The following is a 26,646-nucleotide window of genomic DNA, read 5'->3' as shown; positions in this document are numbered from 1 at the left end:
TGCCAGGGTGTTGAAGACCGATGGCCAGGCGCACGCGGCCCGCACTATGTGGAACCTGTTGCACGCCTGGTGGTGGATGATGCCGAAGGATAAGCGGACCCTCGTGAACGCGGACGCAGCGATTCGCCAGGCCCGTGAGGACGTCGACTTCCTCGCCGTCCTGCCCGCGCAGGCCGCGCAGGCGGTGCTCAAGACGTACTTCCAGGCGTGGAAGAACTGCTGGGACGGCCGCGCAGACGCCCCGAACTTCAAGGGCGGGTTCCGCACGGTGATGTCCGTGGACATCCCGCAAGGCCGGGACCTGAACATCGTGCGGGTGCACCGCCGCTGGGGCACGGTCAACATTCCGAAGGTGGGCCGGGTTCGCTTCCGATGGACCAAAGACCTTCCGGTCGGCAAGCGTGCCAACACCGAGAACCGGATCACCGGGGCACGGCTGATCAAGGACACGCTCGGCTGGCACATCGCCTTCCGTGTTCAGACCTTGGAGGTCACGCCAGAGCCGCACCCAGGGGCCGGACGTCGGCATCGACGTGGGAGCCACCGTGCCCATCGCCCTCTCGGATGGCGAGACATACGAGCACGGCGAATGGCTGACCGGCAAGGAGAAGGCCAAGCTCCTGCGCCTGGAGCAGTGCGCCGCGCAGCGTAGGCAGCACAGTAGGCCAGGTGAGCGCACCAGCCGCCGGCTGCACCGCACCTACGACCAGATCGCAGGACTCCGCGCGAAAGCCAAGCGCCGGGCCCTGGACTGGCAGCATCAGACGACCACCGTCATCGCCCGTACATACGGCACGGTCGTGGTCGAAGCACTCAGCATCACGAACATGGTCAAGTCCGCCAGGGGAACCATCGAAGTGCCGGGGAAGAACGTTGCCCAGAAATCTGGGCTGAACCGTGCCATCAGCGGGGAGGCATGGGGCCGGACGGTCACCATGCTGGCGTACAAGACCGTCCAGAACGGTGGCACCCTGCACAAGGTCCCCGCCCCCGGCACCTCCCAACGCTGCTCGGCGTGCGGCTTCACCACGCCCGGCAACCGGGAGAGCCAGGCCGTGTTCGTGTGCAAGAACCCGGACTGCGGCTGGTCAGGAAACGCCGACCACAACGCAGCCCGGAACGTCTTGCACGTGTACCGGATGGGCCTCGCGCTCATCCCGGTTGCCGGAAGGGCAGTCGTCAGGCGCGCGAGACGCGTTAAGCCCGCTGCCGCAAGGTAAGTAGGGATCTCCCGGCTTCAGCCGGGAGAGCACTTCAAGCGCCCCCACGTCACCCGGTCCCCCGGGAGCCGGGGCCGCCTCGGTGTCGGTGACGGGGGGACACCCCAAGCTTCGGCTTCACAGGCCCTGTGCCAGCCGGTAGTACGCCTGGTTCCAACGGAGATCGCGGCGGAACTCCCTCGGGGTGGTGGTCTCGTCGATGAGGGCCAGTTCCAGGCGGAGCATTTCCGCCAGGTCGTCGAGGTGGTCGGAGGTGAGGGCGGTGCTGAGGACGGTGTGGTGCGGTCCTCCGGCCGTAAGCCAGGATTCGGTGGAGGTCCGCAGGTCGGGGTGGGGCCGCCAGACCGCACGGGCGACGGGCAGGGCGGGGAGCGGGTGAGGGGGCGCCACCACGTCGATGTCGTTGGCGATCAGGCGGAAGCGGTCGCCGAGGTCGGCGAGGCCGACCACCACGGCCGGGCCGGGGGCCGCGTCGAAGACCAGGCGCACCGGGTCCTCCCGCCCGCCGATGCCGAGGGGATGGATCTCGCAGCTGGGCCTGGCGGCGGCGATGGTGGGGCAGACTTCCAGCATGTGCGCACCGAGGATGAGCTCGTTGCCGGGTGTCATGTCGTAGGTGTAGTCCTCCATGAAGGAGGTGCCGCCCGGAAGGCCGGCGGCGGCCACCTTGAGGGCGCGCAGCAGGACGGCGGTCTTCCAGTCGCCCTCTCCTCCGAAGCCGTACCCCTGGGCCATGAGCCGCTGGACGGCGAGGCCGGGAAGCTGCCGCAGTCCGCCCAGATCCTCGAAGTTGGTGGTGAAGGCGCGGAAGCCGCCCCTTTGGAGGAAGACGCGCAGGCCGGCCTCGATGCGGGCCGCGTAACGCAGCGCGTCGTGCCGTTCCCCGCCCGGTCGCAGCTCCGGGGCCAGGTCGTACAGGTCGGTGTACTCCTCGACGAGGGAAGCGACCTCGGTCCCGTCCGCGCTGTCGACGACCTCCACCAGGTCGTTGACGCCGTAGGTGTTGACGGAGACGCCGAAGCGCAGCTGGGCCTCGACCTTGTCGCCCTCGGTGACGGCCACGTCGCGCATGTTGTCGCCGAAGCGGGCGACCTTGAGGGTGGCCAGTTCGGCTCGTGCGGCGGCCGCGCGTGCCCAGACCGCGACGCGTTCGACCGTGACCGGCTCGGTGACGTGTCCGGCCACGGTCTTGCGGGGTACGCCGAGACGGGTCTGGATGTGCCCGAACTCGCGGTCCCCGTGCGCGGCTTGGTTGAGGTTCATGAAGTCCATGTCGATGGTGTCCCAGGGCAGGGCCACGTTCGACTGGGTGTGGAGGTGCAGCAACGGCTTGCGCAGCGCGTCCAGTCCGGCGATCCACATCTTGGCCGGCGAGAAGGTGTGCATCCAGGCGATGAGCCCGATGCACCGGTCATCGGCGTTCGCGTCGAGGCACACCCGGCGGATGGCATCGGCGTCGGTCAGCACCGGCTTCCACTCGACACGGGCGGGTATGCCGGAGGCGTCCGCCAGGGCGGTGGCCATCTGCCGCGACTGTTCGGCGACCTGCTTCAGCGTCTCCTCCCCGTACAGGCCTTGGCTGCCGGTGAGGAACCAGATCTCCTGGGCGGGGGATGTTCGGCTGGACACATGGACTCCTGAAGGTGACGTCCCGCGGTGCTGGTGAGGGCGGCGGGCGGGTGCGGGTTCGGGAACGGACGACGGGAACGGACGACGGGGGCGGGGGTCAGCCCGCGGTGCGGGTCGTGTCGCGGATGTGCCGCAGGCGGTGCAACAGGCCGCCCGTGGCGAAGTGGTCGTGCAGGAGCCGGTATTCGGCGAAGAGGGCGTCGTACGCGTCCGCCCGGGGGGCGTCGGGCAGGTAGACCGCCGGCAGTCGGCGGCCCATGGCGGCGGTGGCCGTCCGTACGTCGTCGTGCGCGCCGGCGGCCACGGCGGCGTGGATGGCCGACCCGAGGGCGGGGCCCTGGTCGGACGCGGCCAGGGAGACGGGGCGGCGCAGCACGTCGGAGTAGATCTGCATCAGCAGTTCGTTCTTGGCCAGTCCGCCGGCGACGATGAACTCGTGGACCGGTACGCCGCCCGCCTCCAGGGCCTCCACGATGACGCGGGTGCCGAACGCGGTGGCTTCGAGCAGTGCGCGGTAGACGTCCTCGGGGCGGGTGGCGAGGGTGAGACCCACGATGACGCCGGAGAGGTGGTGGTCGACGAGGACCGACCGGTTGCCGTTCAGCCAGTCGAGGGCGACCAGTCCGTGTCCGCCGACCGGCTGGCCGGCGGCCTTGCGGGTCAGCAGGGTGTGCAGGTCCTCGCCGCGCTCGGCGGCCTCGGTGAGGTAGTCCGACGGGACGCCTTGGTCCAGGACCCAGGCGAAGATGTCGCCGACCGCGCTCTGGCCGGCCTCGTAGCCGTAGGTTCCCTCGACGATCCCGCCGGCCACGACACCGCAGATCCCGGGGACGTCCGCGAGGACGGGGGCGTTGACGACGTGGCAGGTGGAGGTCCCCATGATGGCGAGCAGTTGCCCGTCCTCGACGGCCTGGGCCGCCGCCGCGGTGACATGGGCGTCGACGTTGCCCGCGGCGACGGCGATGCCGGGCCGGAGCCCCGTCCACGCTGCCGCCTGCGTACTGAGCGAGCCCACGCGTGAGCCCAGGGCGGAGAGGGGGAATTCGAGGCGGGTGCGTGCGAAGTCGGCGAACCGGGGGTTCAGCGCGGCCAGGTACTCCTCGCTCGGGTAGGTGCCGTCCTGGTGGATGCCCTTGTATCCGGCGGTGCAGGCGTTGCGGGACTCGGTTCCGGTGAGCTGCCACACGATCCAGTCGGCGGCCTCGATCCACCGCGCGCAGCTTTCGTAGACGAGCGGATCCTCCTCCAGGAGTTGGAGGGCCTTCGCGAACTGCCACTCGGCGGAGATCCGGCCGCCGTAGCGGGAGATCCACTTCTCCCCGCGGGCGTGGGCGAGTTCGTTGATGCGGTCGGCGTGCGACTGGGCCGCGTGGTGCTTCCACAGCTTGGGCCAGGCGTGCGGCCGTCCGGCGAGTTCCGTCTCGGCGAGGGGGGTCCCGTCGGCGAGCGTGGGCAGGACGGTGCACGCCGTGAAGTCGGTGCCGATGCCGATCACCGCGGCGGGATCGATCCCGGCCGCCGCCACGGCCTCGGGGACGGCGTGAAGCAGTACGTCCCGCCAGTCCTGAGGGTGTTGCAGGGCCCAGTCCGGAGGCAGTTGCGCCCCGCCCTGCGGCAGGTGCCGGTCGATGACGCCGTGCCGGTATGCGTGGACCGCCGCGGCCAGCTCCTGGCCGTCGCGAACCCGCACCACCACGGCGCGGCCCGACAGCGTGCCGAAGTCGACGCCGACCGTGTACTGCTCCGATTCCCCGGAGGGAGGGGTGGGCGCGAGGAGATGGGGTGACGTCAACAGAGTGCCTTTCGAAGGAGCCGTGGGCGGCACGCGGCGCGGCCCGGCAGCCGGAGATGCCGTCCCGACCATCCTGGCGGTCGGCGGAGGATGCGATGAGCTTGCAGTGTGAGCGCTAACAATGTCGATAGGCAAGGGGTCTGCGTGGATCATGTGGGAGACCCCCTCGGTGCGGCGGCCTTCGTATACGGGGCGCGGCCTCGATGACCCGTTGATTCGGGCGGGTTTGAGTTCCCCCTTCGGGTGGCGGGGTCGGTGATCGCGCGAGTGGGCAAGGTCCGGCTCGTTGTCGCGCGTAACGAGGTAACGGACAGGTAACGCGCGCAAGGGGGTTGAGAACCCGGCTTGTTAGCGCTCACAATGCGACGGCGCCCCTTCAAGGCCATCCGGCTCCTGTCACCCCCACCCCCGGCCCCGCTACGCCCTGACCACGGGCACATCCCGGCACCGGCCGGGTGCGGAGCCTCATCCGTACCCCCCGAAAGGACACCCGTCATGGCTCGCAGAGCAGCCCTCGTCCTCACCGTCGCCCTTCTCACCTCCTCGGCGTTGACCGCCTGCTCGACCGCGGGCCCCGCCTCCGGCACCGCGTCCGCCCCGGCTTCCGGGGCCAAGGCGGACGCCGGTGGCGCGATCACCATGGGCTTCGCCCAGGTGGGCGCCGAGAGCGGTTGGCGTACCGCCAACACCAAGTCCGTCCAGGAGGCGGCGAAGAAGGCCGGGATCGAGCTCAAGTTCTCCGACGCGCAGCAGAAGCAGGAGAACCAGATCAAGGCGATCCGCACCTTCATCCAGCAGAAGGTCGACGTGATCGCCTTCTCGCCGGTCGTGGAGTCCGGCTGGGACACGGTGCTGAAGGAGGCCAAGGACGCGGGCATCCCGGTCATCCTCACCGACCGCGCCGTGGACACCAAGGACACTTCCCTCTACAAGACCTTCCTGGGCTCGGACTTCGTCAAGGAGGGCAAGTCCGCGGGCGAGTGGCTGACCGGCGCGTACGCGAACCAGCAAGACCCGGTCAACATCGTCGAGCTCCAGGGCACCACGGGCTCCGCACCCGCCAACGACCGCAAGGCCGGCTTCGCCGACGTCATCCGTACCGACGGCAAGTTCAAGATCGTCGCTTCCCAGTCGGGCGACTTCACCCGCGCCAAGGGCAAGGAGGTCATGCAGGCGTTCCTGAAGTCCCAGAAGGACATCGACGTCCTCTACGCCCACAACGACGACATGGCCCTCGGCGCCATCCAGGCCATCGAGGAGTCCGGCAAGAAGCCCGGTACGGACATCAAGGTGATCTCGGTGGACGGAATCAAGGACGCCTTCGTCGCCATGACCGAGGGCAAGATCAACGTCGTGGTGGAGTGCAACCCGATGCTCGGCGACCAGCTGATGGAGCTGGCCAAGAAGGTCGTGGCGGGGGAGAGCGTGCCCACCCGGGTCGAGACCGAGGAGGGCGTGTTCACGCAGGACAAGGCCGCTGCCGCCCTGCCGACCCGGAACTACTGACGCGACAGGTTCCGGTGACGGAGGAGGCCCGGCCCCGGTGCCTCCTTCACCATCCGGAGCCCGCTCCACCACCCCACACATGAGAGGAGGGCGGATGACACATCCGTCCACCCCCCCGGCCACGGGCGCCGGCGGCCCGCGGCCGGTCCTGGAAGCCCACGGCATCCGCAAGCGGTTCCCGGGCGTGCTCGCGCTCGACGGAGTCGCCCTGCGGCTCTTCCCCGGTGAGGTGCACGCCCTGATGGGCGAGAACGGCGCCGGAAAGTCCACCTTGATCAAGGTGCTCACCGGTGTCCACCCGGCCGACGGCGGCACCATCCTCGTGGACGGCGGCCCCCACGCGTTCACGGACCCCCTCCAGGCGCAGCGGGCCGGAATCAGCACCGTCTACCAGGAGGTGAACCTCTGCCCGAACATCTCGGTCGCAGAGAACATCCTCATCGGGCGCGAACCGCGCCGGTTCGGTCTCATCCACTGGTCCGCGATGCGGCAGCGGGCGGCCGAGCTGCTGACAGAGCTGGACCTCGACCTGGACGTCACCAGCCTGCTCGATTCGCATTCCCTGGCAGTGCAGCAACTGGTCGCGATCGTACGGGCGGTGGACGTGTCGGCGAAGGTGCTCGTGCTGGACGAACCCACCTCCAGCCTGGATCGCGAGGAGGTCGCCCAGCTCTTCACCCTGGTGCGGCGCCTGCGGGACCGCGGTGTGGCCATCCTGTTCGTCACGCACTTCCTCGACCAGGTATTCGACCTCTGCGACCGCGTCACCATCCTGCGCAACGGCCGCCTGGAGGGCGAGTACCCCATAGGCGAGCTCACTCCGGTGACACTGGTCCAACGCATGATCGGCGGAGAACTGGCCACCCTGGACCAGCTGTCCGGCCGTGCCCACGAGGAAGCGGCCGAACGGGCGGCCGGCGAGCCGTTCCTCCGGGCACGACAGCTGACCCGCACGGGCTCGATCGAACCGTACGACCTCGACATCCATGCCGGCGAGGTCATCGGACTGGCCGGCCTCCTGGGCTCGGGCCGCACCGAGGTGGCGCGCCTGCTGTTCGGCGCGGACAGCGCGGACGGCGGAGAAGTGAGCATCGAGGGCAAGAAGGCAGCCCTGCGCACCCCCCGTCACGCCATCGCCCGGGGCATCGCGTTCTGCTCCGAGAACCGCAAGTCCGAGGGGCTGGTGGGCGAGCTCACGGTCCGCGAGAACATCGTCCTCGCGTTGCAGGCCGCCCGCGGCTGGACCAGGCCGCTGGCCCGTGCGAAACAGGACGAACTGGCACGGCACTGGATCGAAGCCCTGGACATCCGCCCCGCCGACCCCGAAGCGCAGGTACGCCACCTCAGCGGAGGCAACCAGCAGAAGGTCCTCCTCGCGCGCTGGCTGCTGACCGAACCCCGGCTCCTGATCCTCGACGAACCCACCCGGGGCATCGACATCGGGGCCAAGGCGGAGATCCAGAAGCTCGTGGCCCGGCTGGCGGGCGAAGGCACCGCCGTGCTGTTCATCTCGGCGGAACTCGAAGAGGTCCTGCGCCTGAGCCACCGCATCGCCGTTCTCCGCGACCACCGCATGGTGGCCACCCTCGTGAACGACGACACCGTCACGCCCGAACGCCTCCTCACGACCATCGCCACCGGAACGGACTCATGACCACCCAGCCCGCCAAGTCCGAGGCGGCCGCCGCGATCGGGAGACGGCTGGCCGGCCACCGCCTGCTGTGGCCCGCGCTCATCCTGCTCGCCCTGCTCCTCGGCAACCTCGCGTTCCAGCACGACTTCTTCTCCGTCCGCGTACGCGACGGCCACCTCTACGGCAGCCTCATCGACATCCTGCAGTTCGGTGCGCCCCTCGTCCTGGTGGCCCTCGGCATGACCCTGGTCATCGCCACCCGCGGGATCGACCTCTCGGTGGGCTCCACCGTGGCCATCGCCGGCGCCCTCGCCTGCGGGTACATCTCCACCGCCGCGCGACCCGGCAGCGTCGCCACCATGCTCACGGCCGTCGCCCTCGCGCTCGGCGTCGCACTCGTGCTGGGCCTGGCCAACGGCTTCCTGGTGTCCGGGCTGGGGGTGCAGCCCATCGTGGCCACCTTGATCCTCATGGTCGCGGGCCGCGGCGTCGCCCAGCTGATCACGGACGGCCAGATCGTCACCGTGACCAGCGCCCCCTACAAGATGATCGGAGGCGGCTACTGGCTGACCGTCCCCTTCGCCGTCCTCCTGGCAGCCGCCCTCGTCGCGCTCACCGCCTTCGTCACCCGCCGCAGCGCACTCGGCATGCTGATCGAATCCGTGGGCGGCAACCCCGCCGCCAGCCGCCTGGTGGGCATCCGCGCGGGTGGCCTGCTCGCCCTGGTCTACGTCTTCAGCGCGCTGTGCGCCGCCGTCGCCGGGCTGATGATCAGCTCCAACGTCTCCAGCGCCGACGGCAACAACGCGGGACTGTGGATCGAGCTCGACGCGATCCTCGCCGTCGTGGTCGGCGGCACCGCGCTGACCGGCGGACGCTTCTCCCTCGGCGGCACCGTCTTGGGCGCCCTGATCATCCAGACCCTGTCCACCACCGTCTACACCCTCGGCGTCCCGCCCGAGACCACCCTCGTCTTCAAGGCCTTCGTCGTCATCGTCGTCTGCCTCGTGCAGTCCCCGGTCTTCCGGGCCAAGGTCCTGCGCCGCCGCAGGACGACCACTCCCCGATCCCACACCACGGCGGGCGCCGCCCCGCAGCAGCAGGAGGTACGCGCATGAGTACCGGCATCGCGAGCGCCGCCGCGCACCTCACCCGTCCCTTCGCGACCGTGTCCCCGCGCACCCGCACCCGTCTCCCGCTGATCGTCACGGCCGTCCTGCTGGCCGTCATGTTCAGCGTCGGATCGATGCGCTACGAGGGCTTCCTCTCCGCGCAAGTCGTACTGAACCTGCTGATCGACAACGGCTTCCTCCTGGTCGTCGCGATCGGGGCGACCTTCGTCATCCTCACCGGCGGCATCGACCTGTCCGTCGGCTCCATGGTGGCCCTGTCGACCATGCTCACGGCCTGGATGGTCGAGTCGCACGGCTGGCCCCTGGCCACCGTCATCCCCCTGGTCCTGCTGGTCGGCGCCGCGAGCGGGGCGGTCATGGGATGGATCATCCACACCTACGAGATCCAGCCCTTCATCGTCACCCTGGCCGGCATGTTCCTCGCCCGGGGGCTCTGCTACACGATCAGCACCGAATCCATCACGATCAGCGATCCCACCACGGCGGGAATCGCGCAGACCAGGCTGTACGGCCCCGGCGGACTGTTCGTCTCGATCCCGGTGGTCATCGCCCTGGCGGTGCTGGTGATCGCCTTCGTCGTCCTGCACCACACGCGCTTCGGCCGCAACGTGTACGCGCTGGGCGGCAACGAGTCCTCCGCACGCCTGATGGGTCTTCCGGCGGGCTCCACCAAGATCGCCGTGTACGCCGTCAGCGGCCTGTGCTCGGCGCTCGGCGGCCTGCTGCTGACCTTCTACATGCTCTCCGGCTACGCCCTCCACGCCATGGGCATGGAACTCGACGCGATCGCCGCCGCCGTGATCGGCGGCACGCTGCTGACCGGAGGCTCCGGCTTCGTCCTGGGCACCGCCCTCGGCGTGCTCGTCCTCGGCACGATCCAGACGGTGATCAACTTCCAGGGCACGCTCAGCTCCTGGTGGACCCGGATCGTCATCGGCGGCCTGCTCCTCGTGTTCATCGTGCTGCAACGCCTGATGAGCGGCCGCCGCGCCGCCGCCGACTGACTCCGGCTCCGGCTCCGGCTCCGCAGACCATCAGCCCGTGCCACCGCGTTCGCGTGCCGCGATCACAGCTTGCTTCCCGGCACGCCCTCCGGTGGACCGACTTCCAGGGGATACCGCCATGGAACACGTACACGAATCTGTCGACCAGGCCGCCGAGCCCGGGCCGACGGCCGCCTGTCCGCGGACGGTCCGACCCCTGCGCCTGGACGATGAGGGAACGGGGGAGAGGTGGCGGTTCGGCTTCCCCGGCCGGGCCCGCGCCGAGGTCCACACGCGCGGTGCCCGGCTCCTTTCCCTGATCCTGCCGGACCGCTGGGGCCACACCGCCGACGTGGTGCTCGCGGCCCGCGACCACCCCGCGCACGAGGGTTCCGCACGCTACTTCGGTGCGACGGTGGGCCGTTACGCCAACCGCGTCGCGCGGGGCCGGCTCGTCGTCGACGGAGTCACCCACCAGCTCGCCACCCAGGAGACCGGGCACACGCTGCACGGCGGTCCCGACGGGTTCGACCAGCGCCTGTGGCGGTGCGAACCGTTCCACTCGGCGCACCGCACCGGTGTCCGCCTGTTCCTGCACAGCCCCGACGGCGACCAGGGGTTCCCCGGTGCTCTGAACGTGCGCGTCACCTACACGCTGGACCGCGACGACAACCTGACCATGTCGTACCAAGCGGTCGCCGACGCGCCGACGGTCGTCAACCTCACCAACCACGCCTACTGGAACCTCGAGGGGGAGGGGCGCGGCAACGTCCTGGCGCACCACCTCCAGGTCGCGGCCCCGCTCTACACCCCGGTCGATGCCGAGTTGATCCCCGACGGCCCCCACCGCCCGGTCAGCGACACCCCGTTCGACCTCCGGCGGCACCGGCGACTCTCCGACGTCCTGACCCATACGGAGGCGCAACTGACCCTCGCCGGCGGTGGCTTCGACCACAACTGGGTCCTCGAAGGCGCCCGGCGGGCCAGTCCCCGGAAGGCCGCCGTGTTGTACGCCCCGGCGTCCGGGCGCCGCATGGACGTCTTCACGACCGAACCGGGCATCCAGGTCTACACCGCCCAGGGCCTGACCGGTGACATCACGGGCAAGGCAGGCAGGCCGTACCACGCCTACGCGGGGATCGCGCTGGAGACCCAGCACTTCCCGGACTCCCCGAACCGCCCCGACTACCCGACGGTCGTGCTGCGCCCCGGTGAGCTGTACCGGTCGACCACGATCCACAGTTTCACCACCGTCGCCGCCTGAGAGGGTCGTCGACGGTCGTAGCCGCTGTCCGGCGCCGCAGGGGAGCGCCGGACAGCGGCTTTCGCGCTTGTACCGGCTCCCCCGTGCGAGGTGCCCCGGGGGCCCCGGTCCTTTGCTCGGAGGGGCCGACAGCGGGGCAGGTGGGGGTCATTCGCCCGAGGGAGCGATCCTGCGGGCCGTGCTGGCGCGCACGATGAGCTCGGGCGCCACCACTAGATGGGTCGACTCGTCGGTCCTGCCCTCGATGTGGTCCAGGAGCAGCCCGATGCTGTCGCGGCCGAGCGAGGCGAAGTCCTGGCGGATGGTCGTCAGCGGGGGCGGGAAGAACTCCGCCTCGGGGATGTCGTCGAAGCCGGCGACCGCCACGTCCTCGGGCGTCCGCAGACCCGCTTCCCGCAAGGCCCGTAGGACACCGAGGGCCATCTGGTCGTTGGCGACGAACACCGCGGTGAGACCGGTTCCCCGTCCTCGTGACGCCAGGACCCGCCCCGCCAGCTGCTGGCCGGCGTGGTATCCGGACATGGGACTCCAGTCGCCGCGCAGCACGGGCGGCACCTCGGCGCCGGCATCGCGCAGCGCGTCCTCCCACCCCTGGGTGCGGGCCTCGCTCTCGAGCCAGTCGAGGGGGCCCGCCACGTGCCACACGGTGGAGTGGCCCGACGCGAGGAGGTGCTCCGTGATCATGCGGGCACCGAGGTTCTGGTCCAGCGACACCCCGGGCAGGTCGAGGGTGTGGCCGCCTTCCACGGTGACCACGGGGCAGGGTGCTTCGAGTGCCGCCAGGGCGCGCACCGCGGCGCGTTGCGGAGTGACGGCGACGATCCCCTCCACGCCCCACCCGGCGAGGTGCTGCATGGCCTCGGCGAGGGCCGTCTGCGTGGCCGTTCGCAGCGTGACGGCGGACGTCAGGTAGCCGCGGTCCCGGGCTGCTTCCTGCACTCCCGCCACGGTGCTGGCGGGGCCGTGGAGCGTGGTGTTCACGGCGATGACGCCCAGCGTGTGGGTCCGGCGGGTGGCCAGGGCCCGGGCCGCCGAGTTGCGGCGGTACCCCAGCTGCTCGATGACCCGCGTCACCGCTTCCCGGGTCTTGGCACTGACGTTCGGGTGGTCGCTGAGCACCCGCGAAACGGTCTGGTGGGACACGCCGGCGACGCGCGCGACGTCCGTCATCGTGGGCGCTCGCGAGACGTCTGGGAGCTGGGTCAACTCTCTTCCTTTCCTCATCGAGCGGCCTTCCCTCAAGGTACCGAACCAGCCGCGGCCCGCACACACCTCGGACCGACCGGAAGATCGTCGACGAGGTATAGATGTTGGCGTTCACATTATGCAGCGTTGATCGCATGTTGGGGGCAGGAATCTTCTCCTACCTCTTGAGATTGAGGCATGTTAGCGCTCACAATCTGATCGGGGGCGGCCGAGGTAGGCCAGCCGCGTGCCTGCTGCGGCCCCCGATGAGTCCAGCCCACCCATGCGCGACCGCGACGCCTGCCGGACACCGGTCCGGGAGAAGCCCGCCGCGCATGCCGGATAGACGGTGAGAGCGCAGTGAGCGAGACCTTCCTGGGGGACCTCCGTCGCGAGGTCCTCGCGGCCAACCTGCGCATTCCGGAGGCCGGTCTGGCCACCCTCACCTGGGGGAACGTCAGCGGAGTGGACCGAGACGCCGGGGTCTTCGTCATCAAGCCGTCGGGGGTCTCGTACGCCGACCTCACCGAGGAGGACCTGGTGGTGGTGGCACTGGATGACGGGCGGGTCGTCGAGGGACACCTCAGGCCGTCCACCGACACCGAGACCCACCGGTGCCTCTACCGGGCCTTCCCCTCCATCGGCGGCGTCACCCACACGCACTCGACGCACGCCGTCGCCTTCGCCCAGGCGCGCCGCCCGATCCCCGTACTCGGCACCACGCACGCCGACACCTTCAACGGGCCCGTCCCCGTGACGGAGGACCTCACCGCCGAGCAGTGCGCGCGGGACTACGAGTACAACACCGGACAGGTGATCGTCGCCCGGCTCGACGGCGACCCCCGGCTCGCCGACGAGGTCCCCGGAGCGCTCGTCTCCCGGCACGGGCCCTTCACCTGGGGTGCCACCGCGAAGGCGGCGCTGGAGAACGCCGTCGTCTGCGAGGCCGTGGCGGAGATGGCGCTGCACACTTTGGCGCTGGGGTCCCGCCTCGGGGAAGCCTCCGAACCGCCGAAGCACCTGCTGGAGCGGCACTTCACCCGCAAGCACGGACCGGACGCCTATTACGGCAACGTCCCCCGCGCCCCGCGCGTCTGACGCCGCACGCCGTCTCGCCGCGGAAATCCGCGGCGGGCTGCCGGCGCTCCGCGAAGCCCGTGGGGGAGGGCGTCGCGGAGCGCCGGCAGCGCTGTTCCCCGCGGCGCGTCACTTTGACCGCTGAGTGGATGGCGCCCACGGCCGCCGATGCCCACGGCCCTGGCCGACCGCGGCCACCCGCACTTCGGCCACTGGCCGGCCCTCGTCGCCCGCCGCGGCGGCGCGGCCGGATCGCTTGCGCCGGCCCCCATGGCGGGGCGCGCCCTTGCCCGGGAGCTGCCCGCCAGACTCGCGCCGCCGCTGGTCGTCGATTTCGCGCCACCGGTTCACGTGCGCCGAAGGCGAGGTGTCAGCCCGGTCTGTTCTCGAAGCGGGGACGCTCAACTACCGGTTTAGGTACGTGGCTTGACGCGCTCGCAAGGGGCCTGGCTTGATTGGGAGCGCTCCCATGAGCCCCCACCCCCTAGGAAGGCTTCGCTATGCCTCCTGTCACCTCCGCCCGCGGCGTGCCACGTCGCGCGGCCGCCGTGCTCGCCGGCCTCGCGCTGGCCGTCGGCGGCCTGTCCACGACCGGGCTGACCGTTCCGGTCGCGGCGGCCGCCACCGTGGCAGCCGCCGCCGACACGCCCGTACGGGTCAACCAGCTCGGCTACCTCCCCGACGGACCCAAGCGGGCCACCGTCGCCAGCTCCGCGACCGCCCCGCTCGCATGGCAGCTGCGCGACGCCTCAGGCGCGGTGGCCGCCTCGGGCGCCACCGCGGTGCGCGGGGCCGACCAGGCCTCCGGCCAGTCCACGCACCTGGTGGACTTCGGCGCGTACACCGGCACCGGCACCGGCTTCACCCTCGCCGTCGACGGCCAGGCCAGTCACCCCTTCGACATTTCCGCCTCGCTCTACGACGGGCTGCGCGCCGACAGCATGTCGTTCTTCTACCAGCAGCGCAGCGGCATCCCGATCGACGCCGCCCTGGCGGGCGGCAGCTCCTACGCCCGCCCCGCCGGGCACCTGGGCGTCGCCCCGAACAAGGGCGACACCAGCGTCCCCTGCCAGGCCGGGGTGTGCGACTACCAACTGGACGTGCGCGGCGGCTGGTACGACGCGGGCGACCAGGGCAAGTACGTGGTCAACGGAGGCATCTCCGTCTGGGAGATGGTCAACTCCTACGAGCGGGCCCGCCGTTCTGGTGGCGACGCGGCGCTCGGCGATGCGACGCTGCGGGTGCCGGAGCGCGGAAACGGTACGCCGGACGTGCTGGACGAGGCCCGCTGGGAGCTGGAGTTCCTGCTGCGGATGCAGGTTCCGGCAGGGAAGCAGCTGGCCGGGATGGCCTTCCACAAGATGCACGACGCCAAGTGGACCGCCCTGCCGACCCGACCCGAACTCGACTCCGAGCAACGCGAGTTGCACAAGCCGTCGACCGCCGCCACGCTGAACTTGGCGGCCTCGGCCGCGCAGTGTGCCCGGGTGTACGCGCCGTACGACGCCGCGTTCGCCGCGCGCTGCCTGGACGCGGCCCGCCGTGCCTGGACGGCGGCCAAGGCCAACCCGAACGTGCTCGCTCCCGCGTCCGACAATGCCGGCGGCGGTGCGTACGAGGACGCGGACGTCTCCGACGAGTTCTACTGGGCGGCGGCGGAACTCCTGGTCACCACCGGCGAGTCACAGTACCGGGACTCCGTCACCTCGTCAGCACACCACACCAAGCCCGTCGACGGGTTCTGGTGGGGCGGCACGGCGACGCTCGGCCGGATCACCCTCGCCACCGTCCCCGGCGCGGCCCTGCCCGCCGACGACGTCGCCCGGCTGCGCGGCCTGCTGACCGCGGCCGCCGACGGCCACCTGACCACCATGGCCGGACAGGGCTACGCGGTGCCGCTGGCCCCCACCGCTTACGTGTGGGGCTCCAACAGCTCCGTCACCAACAACGCGATGGTGCTGGCCGTCGCATACGAGCTCACCGGGCAACAACGCTACCGGGCCGGAGCGTTGGAGTCCCTGGACTACCTGCTCGGCCGCAACGCGCTCGACCTCTCCTACGTCACCGGCTACGGCGACCGCTACGCCGAGAACCAGCACCACCGGTTCTGGGCGCACCAGAACGACGCCTCGCTGCCGCACCCGCCGGCCGGATCCTTCGCGGGCGGGCCGAACGCGGGGCTGGAGGACCCGGTGGCCAGGGAGAAGCTCGCGGGCTGCGCGCCGGCGGCGTGCTACGTGGACGACATCGGCTCGTACTCCACCAACGAGGTGGCCATCAACTGGAACGCCTCGCTCGCCTGGCTGGCGGCCTTCGCGGCCGAGCGGCGCGGCGGCCCGGCGGCGCCCGTGGTCCAGGTGGCCCCGGCTGCCGTGACGGTCCAGGAGGGCGGTTCCGCGCCGGTCGGCGTACGGCTCTCGGCCGCGCCCGCGCAGAACGTCACGGTGACGGTGGCCCGGAACTCCGGCGACCAGGACCTGTCGGCGGCCGCGAATCTGGTGTTCACCCCGGCCGACTGGGCGACGGCGCAGCAGGTTTCGGTCTTCGCCGCGCAGGATGCCGACGCGGCCTCGGGCAGCGCGAGCTTCACCGTCGGCGGTTCTGGCGTGCAGCCGGCGACCTTCACGGCGACGGAGGCGGACGACGACGTGTCGGCGGCCTCCTGCACGGTGGCGTACCGGATCGACAACGCCTGGGGCAACGGTTTCACGGCGACGGTGACCGTGCGCAATACCGGAACCTCGACGATCTCCGGGTGGACCCTCGGCTGGAGCTTCGCGGGTGATCAGCGGATCAGCAACGCCTGGAACGCCACGGTGAGCCAGACGGGCAGTACCGCCACCGCCCGCGACGCCGGATGGAACGGGACACTGGCACCCGGCGGCAGCGCGAGCTTCGGCTTCCAGGCGACGTACTCGGGTACCAACGCGAACCCGGCGCGCTACCTGCTCAACGGTGCACTCTGCTCCTGAACGATCGTCGCCCCGTCCGCCCACCGACCAGGTGTGGCGGGCGGAGCGCGTCGGACGGACGACGGAGTGGAGCCAGGTCATCCTGACTCCACTCCGTGGTGCGGGTCGTTTGCCTAGGGGATCCGTGACCCTTGGCTAGGACGGGTCAGGTCCTCAGGTCCTCAGGTGCGGGTCCAGCGCTGGTTGCTGCCGTTCGAGCAGGAGTAGAGCTGGATCAGGGTGCCGTTGGCGGTGTTGTTGCCGACGGCGTCGAGGCAGAGGCCGGACTGGACTCCGACGATGGATCCGTCGGAGTTGAGGCGCCATTTCTGGTTGTCGCCGCCCCAGCAGCTGTAGATCTGGACCTTGGCGCCGTTTCCGGTGCCGGCGGCGTCGAGGCACTTGTTGCCGTAGACCCTGAGCTCGCCCGCGGCGGTGTACGCCCACTGTTGGTTGGTGCGGTTGTTGCAGTCCCACAGGTTGACCTGGGTGCCGTCGGTGGTGCTCGTACCGGGCACGTCCAGGCAGCGGCCCGACCCGACGCCCTTGATCTGTCCAGAACCGGGCGAAGGGGTCGGAGTGGGAGTGGTGGAACCGGCGTTGAGTGCGTTGAGGACGGAGGAGTAGGCGGCCTTCTTGCTGCCGTCACCGTTGAACAGCAGCGGCGAGTGCTCCGGTCGCCAGGAGTCGGTGTCGCGCACGCCCCAGACGGTGATGCCGAGGCAGCGCGGGACGGCCAGGCAGTCGTTGGTCACGTTGGCGTACGTCGTGCCCGAGGCGCCCTGGATGTCGAGTTCGGTGACGGCCACGTCGACGCCGAGGGCGGCGAAACTCTGCAGGGTGGTGCGGAAGTTGCTGTTGTAGGGGCTGTCGCTGTTGAAGTGGGACTGGAAGCCGACGCAGTCGATCGGCACGCCCCGCTGCTTGAAGTCCCGGACCATGGCGTACATGGCCTGGGTTTTGGCCCAGGTCCAGTTCTCGACGTTGTAGTCGTTGTAGCAGAGCTTGGCGGCCGGGTCGGCGGCCCGCGCGGTGCGGAAGGCGACCTCGATCCAGTCGTTGCCGGTGCGCTGCAGGTTGGAGTCGCGCCGGGCCCCCGAAGTGCCGTCCTCGAAGGCCTCGTTCACGACGTCCCACTGGCCGATCTTGCCCTTGTAGTGGGACATCACGCCGTTGATGTGGTTGTTCATCGCCTGGCGCAGCGTGCTGCCGCTGAGGCTCTGCATCCAGCCGGGCTGCTGGGAGTGCCAGGCCAGGGTGTGGCCGCGCACCTGCTTGCCGTTCTGCACCGCCCAGTTGTAGACGCGGTCACCCGCGGCGAAGTTGAACTGGCCCCGCTGGGGCTCGGTGGCGTCGATCTTCATCTCGTTCTCGGCCGTCACCGAGTTGAACTCGCGGCCGGCGATCGTCGTGTACGCCGAGTCGCCCAGCCTGCCCGAGGCGATGGCCGTACCGAAGTACCGGCCGCTCTGCGCCGCCGCGCTGCCGAGCGTGCTCTCGGCGGCGTGTGAGGCCGGAGGCGCCACCAGCGCGGCGGCCGTACCGAGGACGCCGACGACCAGCGCCGCGCACAGGCCGCCGATCTTCCGGCGGACGCTGGGCGGGGGAATGGCTTGTGAGTCCATGAATGAGCCTCCAGAAAGGAAATCACGGAAGGGTTGGATCGCGGCATTCTGAATCCGCGTGAACGGCGCCCGCGTCCATGGGAAAGGGACGCGCATGAGCGCGTAGAGATTCGAGGACGGCGCCCGGAACCGGACACGGACGGGCCACACCGCCTCGGCCATCAGTCTGGAAACACCACCGAAACAAGTCAAGAGTTTCGAAAGCATTTCGAGAGTCTGTCTCCGGACGGGCGCCTATGAGGCCCTTTTCATTGAACGGTCCTCATCGAAACTATTTCGATGAGGACCGTTCAAGCGGGATCTGTAGAGGAAAGCTGTAAGCGAGCGTTTCCTTCGGTCAGCGCACGACCGTGTTGAACCTCAGGGCGGGTTTGGCGTTCCGGACCAGGGACTTGGCCTGCTCCGGCCACCACACGCCGGCCGCGGGATCGACGATGCCGTACTCCGGGTCGACGGTGCCGCCCGGGATGCCGCGGTCGCACTGGCCGTCGGACTGGCCGACGGTCTTGATCCACAGTTGGGCGTCGACGAGCGGGACGCCGGTGTTCGCGGTCGGCCGGTCGCCGACGCCGCGATCGGGAGCGTTGCACCAGGTTTGCGGGTCGCCGCTGTACTTGCCCGCGGGCGGGGTCCAGGCGCCCCGGCCGTTGCGGCTCGTGTCGACGATGAGGGGTGAGTTCCTGCGCGGGAGGGGTGCCGACGTTCTGCTGGAACCACCGGTCGGTCCAGTGCCACGTGGACGGGTCGTCCACGTTCACGGAGTTTCCGGGCTGCCCGTCGTTCGGTGCTGCGGGGGAGTCGTACTGGCTCGCGCACCAGTCGGCGTGCCCCCTGGCCCAGTCCGGGCCCTTGGTGGCGAACCACAGGCACTGGGAGACCCAGGTGCCGTCTGGTGGGCCGCGTCGCTGTCGGGATCGACGTAGAACCGGGTGTTCGTGGGAAGCGTGTGGGAGGCGGGCGCGGAGCCGGCCTCGGCTGCGGCCGGGGTGGCGGCGCCGAGGAGCGGCGCGAGTGCGCCGGCTGCCAGGGCTAATCGGTGCAGGGGGGTGCGCACGGGGTTCCTTCGGTAGGGGTTCGGCCTTGCGGCGAGGGGAGGGGCTCAGTAGCCGTAGATCATCTTGTAGGCGACCTCCGGCAGGAACTGCCCGGCCGAGGAGCCGGCCCCGACGCCGCAGTTGCCGTCGGACTCGCCGGGGACCTTGATCCACAACAGCATCTCGGCACCGCCGCCGCGCTGGCTGGGCGTACCGATCCGGCGGCCGGCCGGGTTGCACCACTGGCCGTTGGAACCGTTGCCGTTGCGGCTGGTGTCGACGACGAACGGCTTGGTGTAGCCGTAGGAGCCCAGGGCGGAGTTGACCGCGTTTCCGTAGGCGGTGTTCTGGTCGGTGGTGAAGTAGTTGGAGACGTTGAGCACGAAGCCGCGTGCTCCGCCGACACCGGCCGCGGCGAGCTGGCGCGCCATGGTCGGGGCGTCGACCCAGCCGGGGTTTCCGGCGTCGAGGTAGACCCAGGTGTTGGGTGCCTTGGCCTTGAACTGGGCGACGGCGTTCTTCAGCATGGCGTTGCGCTCGGCGACCTGAGCGGCCGTCATGCAGCTTTCGTGGCCGAGCGCGTCGGGTTCGAGGACGACCACGGCAGGACGGTTGCCGATGCCACTGGCGAAGGCGGCGATCCAGGCGTCGTACGCGGCGCGGCTCCCCGCGCCGCCGCCGGAATGGCCGGCGCAGATGTCCCGGTGGGGGATGTTGTACGCGACCAGGATCGGCAGTTTGTCGTAGGAGTCCGCGCGGCCGACGTAGGCGCCGGCGGCCGCGCCGATGTCGCCGCTCCAGTTGCCGAACCAGCGGGCTGCCGGGGTGTTGGCGATGGAGGTCCGGATCGCCGACGCCCGCCCGTCGCCCGGGTTGGTGTTGGCCCACCGCAGGGCGGAGCTGTCGGGGTCGGCGTAGAAGCCGCTGGTCATGGTGGTCGGGTCGGCGGCGTACGCCGGACCGGCGTTGATCACGGCGAGGCCGGCGGCGAGGACGCCGGCCAGCAGGGCGGACGTGGCTCGGACGGGCTTGCGCATGGTTCTTCCTCCGGGGGGTGGGGAAGGGGAAGTGGAAGCGCTTCCAGTTTTGATGAGGGGTGGGACAGCGCTGATGGGATGATTGGGCGGGTCGCCGGGGCGTGTCAAGAGGTTGAACACAGAAGTACCGCCGTGGGCCGGTAGGGCTCGATAAGTTGGAAGCGCTACCGAATCGAGACCAGCGGCAGCCTCGGCGCGCAGGCCGAAGTCGGGACGGGGCATGGAATCATGGCCGCTGTTGGCCGTCCGCGTGAGCGCGAGGAGCAGTTCTTCCATGGAGCCGTCACCCAAGCGCATGCCGACTCTCGACGAGGTGGCCGCACGTGCCGGTGTGTCGCGCACCGCGGCCTCCCGGGTGATCAACAACGCCCCGCACGTCAGCCGCGCCAAGCGGGAGGCGGTCCAACGGGCGGTGCGCGAACTGGACTTCGTGCCCAATCCCTCCGCGCAGGCCCTCGCGAGCCGCAGGGTCGGAGCGGTGGTGCTGGCGGTCTCCAGCGACGAGCCGGAGCTGTTCGCGGATCCGTTCTTCGCCGAGGTCATCGTCGGCGTCAGCGCGGCGCTGGAGCAGACCGATCTGGAACTGATCCTGCTCCTGGCCAACACCCCCCGCGGCCGGGAGAGGTTCGAGCGGTTGCTTCGCTCCCGCCGGGCCGACGGCGTCATGCTGATGGCGCTGCGCGGCGACGATCCGCTGGGACGCCTGGGCGAGGAGGTCGATCTCCCCGTCGTCTTCGGCGGGCTCCCGCTCGTCGGGGAGCCCACCTGGTACGTGGACGCCGACAACCGGGGCGGCGCCCGCCTGGCCGCCGAGCACTTCGCGCGCACCGGCCGCCGACGCCCCGTCATGATCACCGGCCAGGCGGACACCAGGGCTTCCGTCGCGCGGGAGCAGGGGTTCACCGACGGTCTGACGCTGTCCGGCCTGTCGCTGCTCGGGGTCGAGCCCGGGCAGTTCACCGAGGACGGAGGCGCCGAGGCGATGGAGCGGCTGCTCCGGACGCACCCCGATCCCGACGCGGTGTTCGCGGCCTCCGACGCGATGGCCATCGGCGCTCTGCGCACCTTGCGGGAGCGGGGGCTGCGGGTGCCCGAGGACGTCGCGGTGATCGGCTTCAACGACCTGGCGAGCGCCCGGCACACCAGCCCGCCGCTGACCACGGTCCACCAGCCGGTGCGGGCGCTGGGACAGGAGATGGCCAGGATGCTGGTCAGTGCCATCGAGGGCAACCGCCCGAGCCCGCTGATCCTCCCGACCCGCCTGACCGTGCGCGAGTCCGCCCCCGATCTGCCCGCGCCGTCCTGATCGGCGGTCACCTCGGGGGCGGGCCACGCACGGCCCCTACCGGGGCACCGGGCACCGGGCCCCAGATCCTAGTGTCCAGGCGGTTCCCGCCGGCTCGGGTAGGTGATGTCGAACCACGCGAAGTGGGCTTGGCTGGTGGAGGGGCGGCCGTTGGAGGTGGCGTAGAGGCCGAGCTGGACACTGGTGAACAGCGGGGTGAGGAAGGTGGCTTCGACGGTGGCCAGATCCTCCCAGACGCCGTTCGGAGCCGCGTGGGCGAAGGTGTGGCTGAACCCGCGGATGCGGACCCCCAGGCGGACGGGGCCCGGGGGGAGGGGAACGCCGGCCAGGACCTCGTCACCGTGTCGGAGGCTGAGTCCTTCCGCGGTGCGAAGGAGGAGGAGGTGGGTGTCGTCGTCGAGGACCACGGCGAGCCCCGCGTGTTCGTCCGGTGCGGCCGGGGCGAAGTGGAGTTCGGTGGAGACGTCGCAGTCGGGCTGTTCCTGGGGCCGGACCAGCAGGGACGGGGTCGCGCGTTCGCCGAGGCGTTCGGGGCGGAGCCGGAGCCGGAGTCCGTCGCCGGTGGACCAGAACCGCGCGGGCGGGGTGCGCAGGATGCTCCAGTCGGCGGACAGGGTGGCGAAGGTGTCGTGGAGGGGGCGGCGGAGGCCGGTGTGGACGACGGGGGAGAAGAGGGGCCAGCCGTCGTCCCAGGTGACCCGGCTGAGGAAGGTCTCGCGGCCGAGGGCGGAGCCCGGTCGGACGCCCAGGAGGACGGCCCGCCAGTCGCCGTGCGGGGTTTGGACGAGGTCGGCGTGCCCGGTGCAGGTGACCGGGCCCTTGGCGGGCGGTAGCACCGGGTTGCCGGGGGCACCTTCGTAGGGGCCGGTCACGCGGTCGGCGCGGGCGGCCACCACGGTGTGGTCCACGTCGGTGCCGCCCTCGGCGGTGAGCAGGAGGTAGCTGCCGTCGATCTTGTAGAGGTGCGGGGCTTCCGACCAGCGGGCGCCCGGGTGGCTTCCCGACCACAGGACGTGCTCGGGTCCCGTGAGCCGCCGTTCGCGGGGAAGGTATTCGCGCATCCAGATCTCGGTGTGGCCGGCGGCTTCGTCCACGACTCGTGCCGCGGTGAACCAGGCTCGGCCGTCGCTGTGGTCCGGCCCGTCGTCGGCCGGTCCGCCGTCGGCCGGTCCGCCGTGGGCCGCACCGTCGTCGGCGGGCCCGCCGTCGCCAGGCGCGTCGTCGAAGAACAGGGAAGGGTCGAAGCCCTCTCCGTCCAGCCAGTGCGGCTCTGACCACGGCCCGGCCGGGTCGGTCGCCGTGACGACGAAATGGCCGGGACCGTCCATCAGCGTGCAGACGAGATGGAAGACCCCGTCATGGTGCCGGATCGTGGGTGCGAACAGCCCCCGCGAGGGCCCGCACCCGTCGAGGTCGAGCTGGGACGCCCGGTCCAGCGCGGATCCGATGCGCCGCCAGTTCACGAGATCGCGGCTGTGGAACACGGGAAGGCCCGGGAACCATTCGAAGCTGGACGTCACCAGGTAGTAGTCCGCTCCTACCCGGCAGACGGACGGGTCGGGCCGGAACCCGGGCAGCACGGGATCGCCGAAGACGGAATCATCGAACGACTTGGTCATGGACCCGCTCATGGAACCGGCACGATCTCGACCGGCACGGACAGCACCCGGTCGGCCGCCGGATGCCGTACGGGGCCCTCCAGGGTGAAGGCGCCGTGGAGCGGCAGATCCCCGCTGGACCGGCCGACGGCCACGCCGATCTCCCCGGGCTCCACTCTCCTGCGCAGGTCGAGCCCGGTGAAGGAGGTCCGGTCGGCATGGACGGTGAAGGTGATCCGGGCGGCCGCGCCCGGCTGCAGCTCGACCCTGGCGAATCCGGCGAGCCACCGCTGCGGCCGGACGACGGACGCCACGGGGTCCGAGAGGTACAGCTGGACCACCTCGGTCCCCGCCAGCTCGCCGACGTTGCGCACGGTGACCGCAACGGACACCGCACCGTCCGTGGCGGCAACGGGATCCACCGCCAGCTCCGAGCAGGTGAAGCTGGTCCAACTCAGCCCGTGCCCGAAGGGGAACAGCGGGGTCGGGTCCACCGAGCTCCAGTCCGTGTGCCCGCCGAGCCTCGCGTGGAGGTAGGTGCCGGGCTGGCCGCCGACCTGGCGGGGGAGGGAGACGGGCAGCCGCCCGGACGGTTCCGCGGCCCCGCTGATGATCCTGGCCAGCACCGTCCCGCCCTCCTCGCCGGGGAAGAAGGCCTGCAGCACGGCCGATGCGCGCTCGGCCAGTGTGCCGAGTGCGTAGGGCCGTCCGGAGACGAGGACCAGGACGGTCGGCACCCCGGAGTCCAGAACGGTGGAGGCGAGTGCGGCCTGGTCGCCGGGCAGGTCGAGGGTCTCGGCGTCGCATCCCTCGCCGGAGGTTCCCCGGCCGAACATGCCGGCCCGGTCCCCGAGCACCAGTACGTTCACGTCCGGATCGTCCGCGGTGACCGTGAATCCGGCAGCGGTGAGCGCTTCGCCGAGCGTCGGGATCTCCAGCCCGAGATCGCCGGGCAGGGCGACGTGGTTGGGGAAGGAGTAGCAGCCGAGGAAGGACTGGGGGTCGTCGGCGTACGGCCCGATGACCGCCACGCGGCACGGCCGCATCGGCAGGATGCCGTCGTTGGCGAGCAAGACGGTGGACCGTTCGGCCAGGAGCCGGGCGAGTGCCCGGTTCTCCGGCGGGTCGAGGTCGACCGGCTCGGCCTTGACGGGTTCCCAGTCGGGGTCGAGCAGGCCGAGTTCGGCCTTCTGCCGCAGGACCCGTTCCGCGGCCCGGTCGATGAGCTCCTCGGGTACGCTTCCCGACCGCACGAGTTCCGTCAGGGGTTCGCCGTAGCAGCGGGCGGTGGGGAGCTCTACGTCGATTCCGGCGGTCAGGGCCAGCGCGCCGGCCGCGCCGCGCGATCCGCTGACGCCGTGCCGGGTTTCCAGGAAGGAGACGGCGTAGTAGTCGGCGACGACCACACCGCCGAAACCGAGCTCATCCCTGAGCAGTTCGGTCAGCAGGCGTGCGTCGGCGGCCACCGGGACGCCGTCCACATCGGTGTAGCTGTTCATCACCGACCGGGCGCCTCCCTCGCGCAGTGCCCGTACGAAGGGCTCGACCAGCACGTCGGCGAATTCCCGCGGCCCCGAGGAGACGGGGGCCATGTTCCGGCCGCCGCGTGAGGCGGAGTACCCGGCGAAGTGCTTGAGCGTCGCCACGATCCCGGCGCCTTCCAAGCCCTGCACGTAGGCGGTGCCGATCGCTCCGACGAGATAGGGGTCCTCGCCGATGCACTCCTCGGTCCTGCCCCAGCGGTAGTCGCGCACCACGTCGAGCACCGGGGCCAGCCCTTGGTGCACGCCGACCCGTCGCATCCCCGCCCCTATGGCGGCGGCCATCTGGCGCACGAGCCCGGGATCGAAGGATGCTCCCCAGGCCAGCGGCCCGGGGAAGACCGTCGCCCCCAAGGTCATGAACCCGGTCAGGCACTCCTCGTGAGCGACCGCCGGGATGCCGAACCGGCCGGATCCGGTCACCTGCCGCTGGAGCGAGGCGAGCCGCTCCATCCCGGCCTCCGCGGTGATCGGCGCGGTGCCGTACACCCGGGTCAGCTGGCCGAGCCCGTGGGCGACGATGTCGTCGAGGCCGGGCGCGGACTCGCCGGAGTCGTCTTCCATCGGCGCGACCGGTGTCCCCGGATCCGACGGCAGCGCCCAGAAGCCGGTGAGCTGACCCGCCTTCTCCTCCAGGGTCATCCGTTTCAGCAGATCGGCGACTCGTATGGACACGGGCAGGAGGGGGTCACGCCAGGGCTCGGTCAAGGAGTTCTCCTAGGGGTGTCTAGTCGATCGGGCCGGATCAGGGAGCGGCGTCTGGTGCCGTGCATCGCAAGGCGGAGTAGGGAGTCGACGCGGAGCGTCGGCGACCGACGACAACGCGGCGAGGCGCGGCACCAGACGCCGGGAGCCCGGCCCGACCGACAAGACACCCCCTAGGGACTTCCACGGCACTAGAGACGGGGAGGGGCGGTGGAGAGCCGGACCTTGAGCTCGGTCGAGAGCTCCATCCGGGGACTGACCAGGGGCTGGCCGTCCAGGAGCTGGAAAAGGGTGCGGGCGGCGAGCCGGCCCATCTCCTCCAGCGGCTGGCGCACCGTCGTCAGCGGCGGTGACAGCCATTCGCACATGGGCAGGTCGTCGAAGCCGACCACGCTGAGGTCCTGCGGGATGCTCAGCCCGGCCTGCCGGGCGGCTTCGTAGACGCCCATCGCCTGCTGGTCGCTACCGGCGAAGATGGCGGTCGGCGGCTCGGGGAGGGCGAGCAGTTCCCGGGCGCGCTGGAACCCGCCCTCGTGCTGGAAGTCGCCGAACCGGATCAGGTCGCGGTCGACCTCGATGCCGGCCCGCTCCAGCGCGGCGCGGTACCCGTCGATGCGTGCCTGGCTGCAGAGCATCTCCTTGCGCCCGCCGATCGTGGCGATCCGGCGGTGCCCCTGCTCCAGCAGGTGCTCCGTGGCGGCGAGGCCGCCCGCCCAGTTCGTCGCGCCGATGCTCGGCACACCGTTGCCCGGCAGGTCGATCGGGTCGATGACCACCAGCGCCACGCCGGCCTGTTCGACCTGGGCGCGCTGGGCTTGGGTGACCGAGGCGGTGACGAGGATGACACCGTCGCTGTGGTGCAGGACCGGCAGTGAGGCCCAGCTCGACGGCGTGGCCTCGCCCGGCGGGACGAGCGATACGACGGTGCCGACGCTCCGCTGGGCGCACTCCGCCTCGACGCCGCGCAGTATCTCGACCGCCCACGCACTGTCCAGACCGCCGATGATCAGGTCGACCAGCCCCGACCTGCGGGCCCTGGTCTGCCCGCCGGGGTGGAGGTAGTTGTGGGAGCGCAGGAGGCCCTCGATCCGCTCGCGTGTCGAGGGAGCGACATCGGAGCGGCCGTTGACCACTTTCGACACGGTGGCCTGGGAGACCCCTGCCTCTGCGGCGATGAGGGCCAGGGTCGGACGCTGCTCGGTCAACTTCTCTCCTCTGCGCTGACGTTCTGGGCTGCCGACAGGTATCGCAAACTTTCGAAGAGTTTCCGGTCGGCGTGACCAGGTTGTCAAGCTCCAAGTCCGGTGCTGCGGACGGAAAATCGGTAAGAAGGGTTGACCGGGGGGCCGCACGTTCCTAGTTTGTGGCAGCACCGAATCGATGGTGTTGCGAAACAGTTTCGGAATCGCACCGGCATTCCCCACCCC

The 26,646-nt window shown here is 70.7% G+C and carries 19 protein-coding genes; 10 read left to right on the top strand and 9 right to left on the bottom strand.

The annotated features are described in order from the left end of the window. Window positions 1-7: 7 nt before the first annotated feature. Together AC6CKD_RS16655 and AC6CKD_RS16650 are read left to right on the top strand one after the other, a co-directional pair. Window positions 8-652: a nuclease/transposase family protein gene (locus AC6CKD_RS16655; protein WP_498328180.1), complete on the top strand. Its 645-nt coding sequence runs from the start codon at window positions 8-10 to the stop codon at window positions 650-652. Next, window positions 546-1,220 carry an RNA-guided endonuclease InsQ/TnpB family protein gene (locus tag AC6CKD_RS16650; RefSeq protein ID WP_498328179.1) on the top strand — a complete coding sequence of 225 codons (675 nt, stop codon included), beginning with the start codon at window positions 546-548 and terminating at the stop codon, window positions 1,218-1,220. Before AC6CKD_RS16655 ends, AC6CKD_RS16650 begins: the two co-directional genes overlap by 107 nt. Before the next feature lie 117 nt (window positions 1,221-1,337). Here AC6CKD_RS16650 and araA read toward each other — a convergent pair whose 3' ends face one another. Both araA and araB read right to left on the bottom strand, forming a co-directional pair. Next, entirely contained in the window at window positions 1,338-2,849 is a 1,512-nt protein-coding gene (araA, locus tag AC6CKD_RS16645; protein WP_498328178.1) for an L-arabinose isomerase, read from the bottom strand. A 97-nt stretch (window positions 2,850-2,946) separates the two neighbouring features. After that, entirely contained in the window at window positions 2,947-4,641 is a 1,695-nt protein-coding gene (gene araB / locus AC6CKD_RS16640; protein WP_498328177.1) for a ribulokinase, read from the bottom strand. A gap of 495 nt (window positions 4,642-5,136) precedes the next feature. Here araB and AC6CKD_RS16635 point away from each other — a divergent pair, with 495 nt between their 5' ends. The 5 genes from AC6CKD_RS16635 (at window position 5,137) to AC6CKD_RS16615 (ending at window position 11,160) form a co-directional block, all read left to right on the top strand. Then, window positions 5,137-6,147: an ABC transporter substrate-binding protein gene (locus AC6CKD_RS16635; RefSeq protein WP_498328176.1), complete on the top strand. Its 1,011-nt coding sequence runs from the start codon at window positions 5,137-5,139 to the stop codon at window positions 6,145-6,147. A gap of 94 nt (window positions 6,148-6,241) precedes the next feature. Next, on the top strand, window positions 6,242-7,801 hold the full coding sequence (locus AC6CKD_RS16630; RefSeq protein ID WP_498328174.1) for a sugar ABC transporter ATP-binding protein: 1,560 nt from the start codon (window positions 6,242-6,244) through the stop codon (window positions 7,799-7,801). Continuing rightward, window positions 7,798-8,898 carry an ABC transporter permease gene (locus AC6CKD_RS16625; protein WP_498328172.1) on the top strand — a complete coding sequence of 367 codons (1,101 nt, stop codon included), beginning with the start codon at window positions 7,798-7,800 and terminating at the stop codon, window positions 8,896-8,898. The genes AC6CKD_RS16630 and AC6CKD_RS16625 overlap by 4 nt, the downstream gene beginning before the upstream one ends. Then, entirely contained in the window at window positions 8,895-9,917 is a 1,023-nt protein-coding gene (gene yjfF, locus AC6CKD_RS16620) for a galactofuranose ABC transporter, permease protein YjfF (protein ID WP_498328171.1), read from the top strand. Before AC6CKD_RS16625 ends, yjfF begins: the two co-directional genes overlap by 4 nt. A gap of 118 nt (window positions 9,918-10,035) precedes the next feature. Then, a complete protein-coding gene (locus tag AC6CKD_RS16615; protein WP_498328169.1) occupies window positions 10,036-11,160 on the top strand; it encodes an aldose epimerase family protein in 1,125 nt (374 codons plus the stop codon). A gap of 147 nt (window positions 11,161-11,307) precedes the next feature. On the opposite strand, the gene AC6CKD_RS16610 is transcribed toward AC6CKD_RS16615, so the two are convergent. Further along, complete coding sequence (locus tag AC6CKD_RS16610) at window positions 11,308-12,366, bottom strand: LacI family DNA-binding transcriptional regulator (RefSeq protein WP_498328167.1); 1,059 nt, start codon at window positions 12,364-12,366, stop codon at window positions 11,308-11,310. 339 nt (window positions 12,367-12,705) lie between these two features. Between AC6CKD_RS16610 and araD the strand changes: the two genes are divergently transcribed. After that, entirely contained in the window at window positions 12,706-13,443 is a 738-nt protein-coding gene (araD, locus tag AC6CKD_RS16605; RefSeq protein WP_498328165.1) for an L-ribulose-5-phosphate 4-epimerase AraD, read from the top strand. Between the two features lie 479 nt (window positions 13,444-13,922). Next, a complete protein-coding gene (locus tag AC6CKD_RS16600; RefSeq protein ID WP_498328163.1) occupies window positions 13,923-16,394 on the top strand; it encodes a glycoside hydrolase family 9 protein in 2,472 nt (823 codons plus the stop codon). Between the two features lie 161 nt (window positions 16,395-16,555). Here AC6CKD_RS16600 and AC6CKD_RS16595 read toward each other — a convergent pair whose 3' ends face one another. From AC6CKD_RS16595 to AC6CKD_RS16585, 3 genes are all read right to left on the bottom strand, one after another. Continuing rightward, window positions 16,556-17,998 (bottom strand): endo-1,4-beta-xylanase, encoded by a 1,443-nt coding sequence (locus AC6CKD_RS16595; protein WP_498328161.1) that lies wholly within the window; start codon window positions 17,996-17,998, stop codon window positions 16,556-16,558. Window positions 17,999-18,335: 337 nt separating this feature from the next. Next, a complete protein-coding gene (locus AC6CKD_RS16590; RefSeq protein ID WP_498328596.1) occupies window positions 18,336-18,665 on the bottom strand; it encodes a glycoside hydrolase family 6 protein in 330 nt (109 codons plus the stop codon). A gap of 432 nt (window positions 18,666-19,097) precedes the next feature. Beyond that, window positions 19,098-20,069 carry a glycoside hydrolase family 6 protein gene (locus AC6CKD_RS16585; RefSeq protein WP_498328159.1) on the bottom strand — a complete coding sequence of 324 codons (972 nt, stop codon included), beginning with the start codon at window positions 20,067-20,069 and terminating at the stop codon, window positions 19,098-19,100. A gap of 274 nt (window positions 20,070-20,343) precedes the next feature. On the opposite strand from AC6CKD_RS16585, the gene AC6CKD_RS16580 reads away from it, so the two are divergent. Then, window positions 20,344-21,375 carry a LacI family DNA-binding transcriptional regulator gene (locus AC6CKD_RS16580; protein ID WP_498328157.1) on the top strand — a complete coding sequence of 344 codons (1,032 nt, stop codon included), beginning with the start codon at window positions 20,344-20,346 and terminating at the stop codon, window positions 21,373-21,375. Between the two features lie 68 nt (window positions 21,376-21,443). On the opposite strand, the gene AC6CKD_RS16575 is transcribed toward AC6CKD_RS16580, so the two are convergent. The 3 genes from AC6CKD_RS16575 to AC6CKD_RS16565 form a co-directional block, all read right to left on the bottom strand. Next, window positions 21,444-22,994 carry a glycoside hydrolase family 43 protein gene (locus tag AC6CKD_RS16575; protein WP_498328155.1) on the bottom strand — a complete coding sequence of 517 codons (1,551 nt, stop codon included), beginning with the start codon at window positions 22,992-22,994 and terminating at the stop codon, window positions 21,444-21,446. A gap of 8 nt (window positions 22,995-23,002) precedes the next feature. Next, the gene (locus AC6CKD_RS16570) at window positions 23,003-25,222 is read right to left on the bottom strand and encodes a glycoside hydrolase family 3 N-terminal domain-containing protein (protein ID WP_498328153.1); all 2,220 of its coding nucleotides are present in this window, start codon (window positions 25,220-25,222) and stop codon (window positions 23,003-23,005) included. A gap of 188 nt (window positions 25,223-25,410) precedes the next feature. Continuing rightward, window positions 25,411-26,424 carry a LacI family DNA-binding transcriptional regulator gene (locus AC6CKD_RS16565; RefSeq protein WP_498328151.1) on the bottom strand — a complete coding sequence of 338 codons (1,014 nt, stop codon included), beginning with the start codon at window positions 26,422-26,424 and terminating at the stop codon, window positions 25,411-25,413. Window positions 26,425-26,646 lie beyond the last annotated feature (222 nt).

Source organism: Streptomyces sp. GQ60 (genome assembly GCF_059758875.1).
The sequence above is the reverse complement of the archived record's forward strand: the minus strand, read 5'-3'. Positions and strand labels throughout refer to the sequence as shown.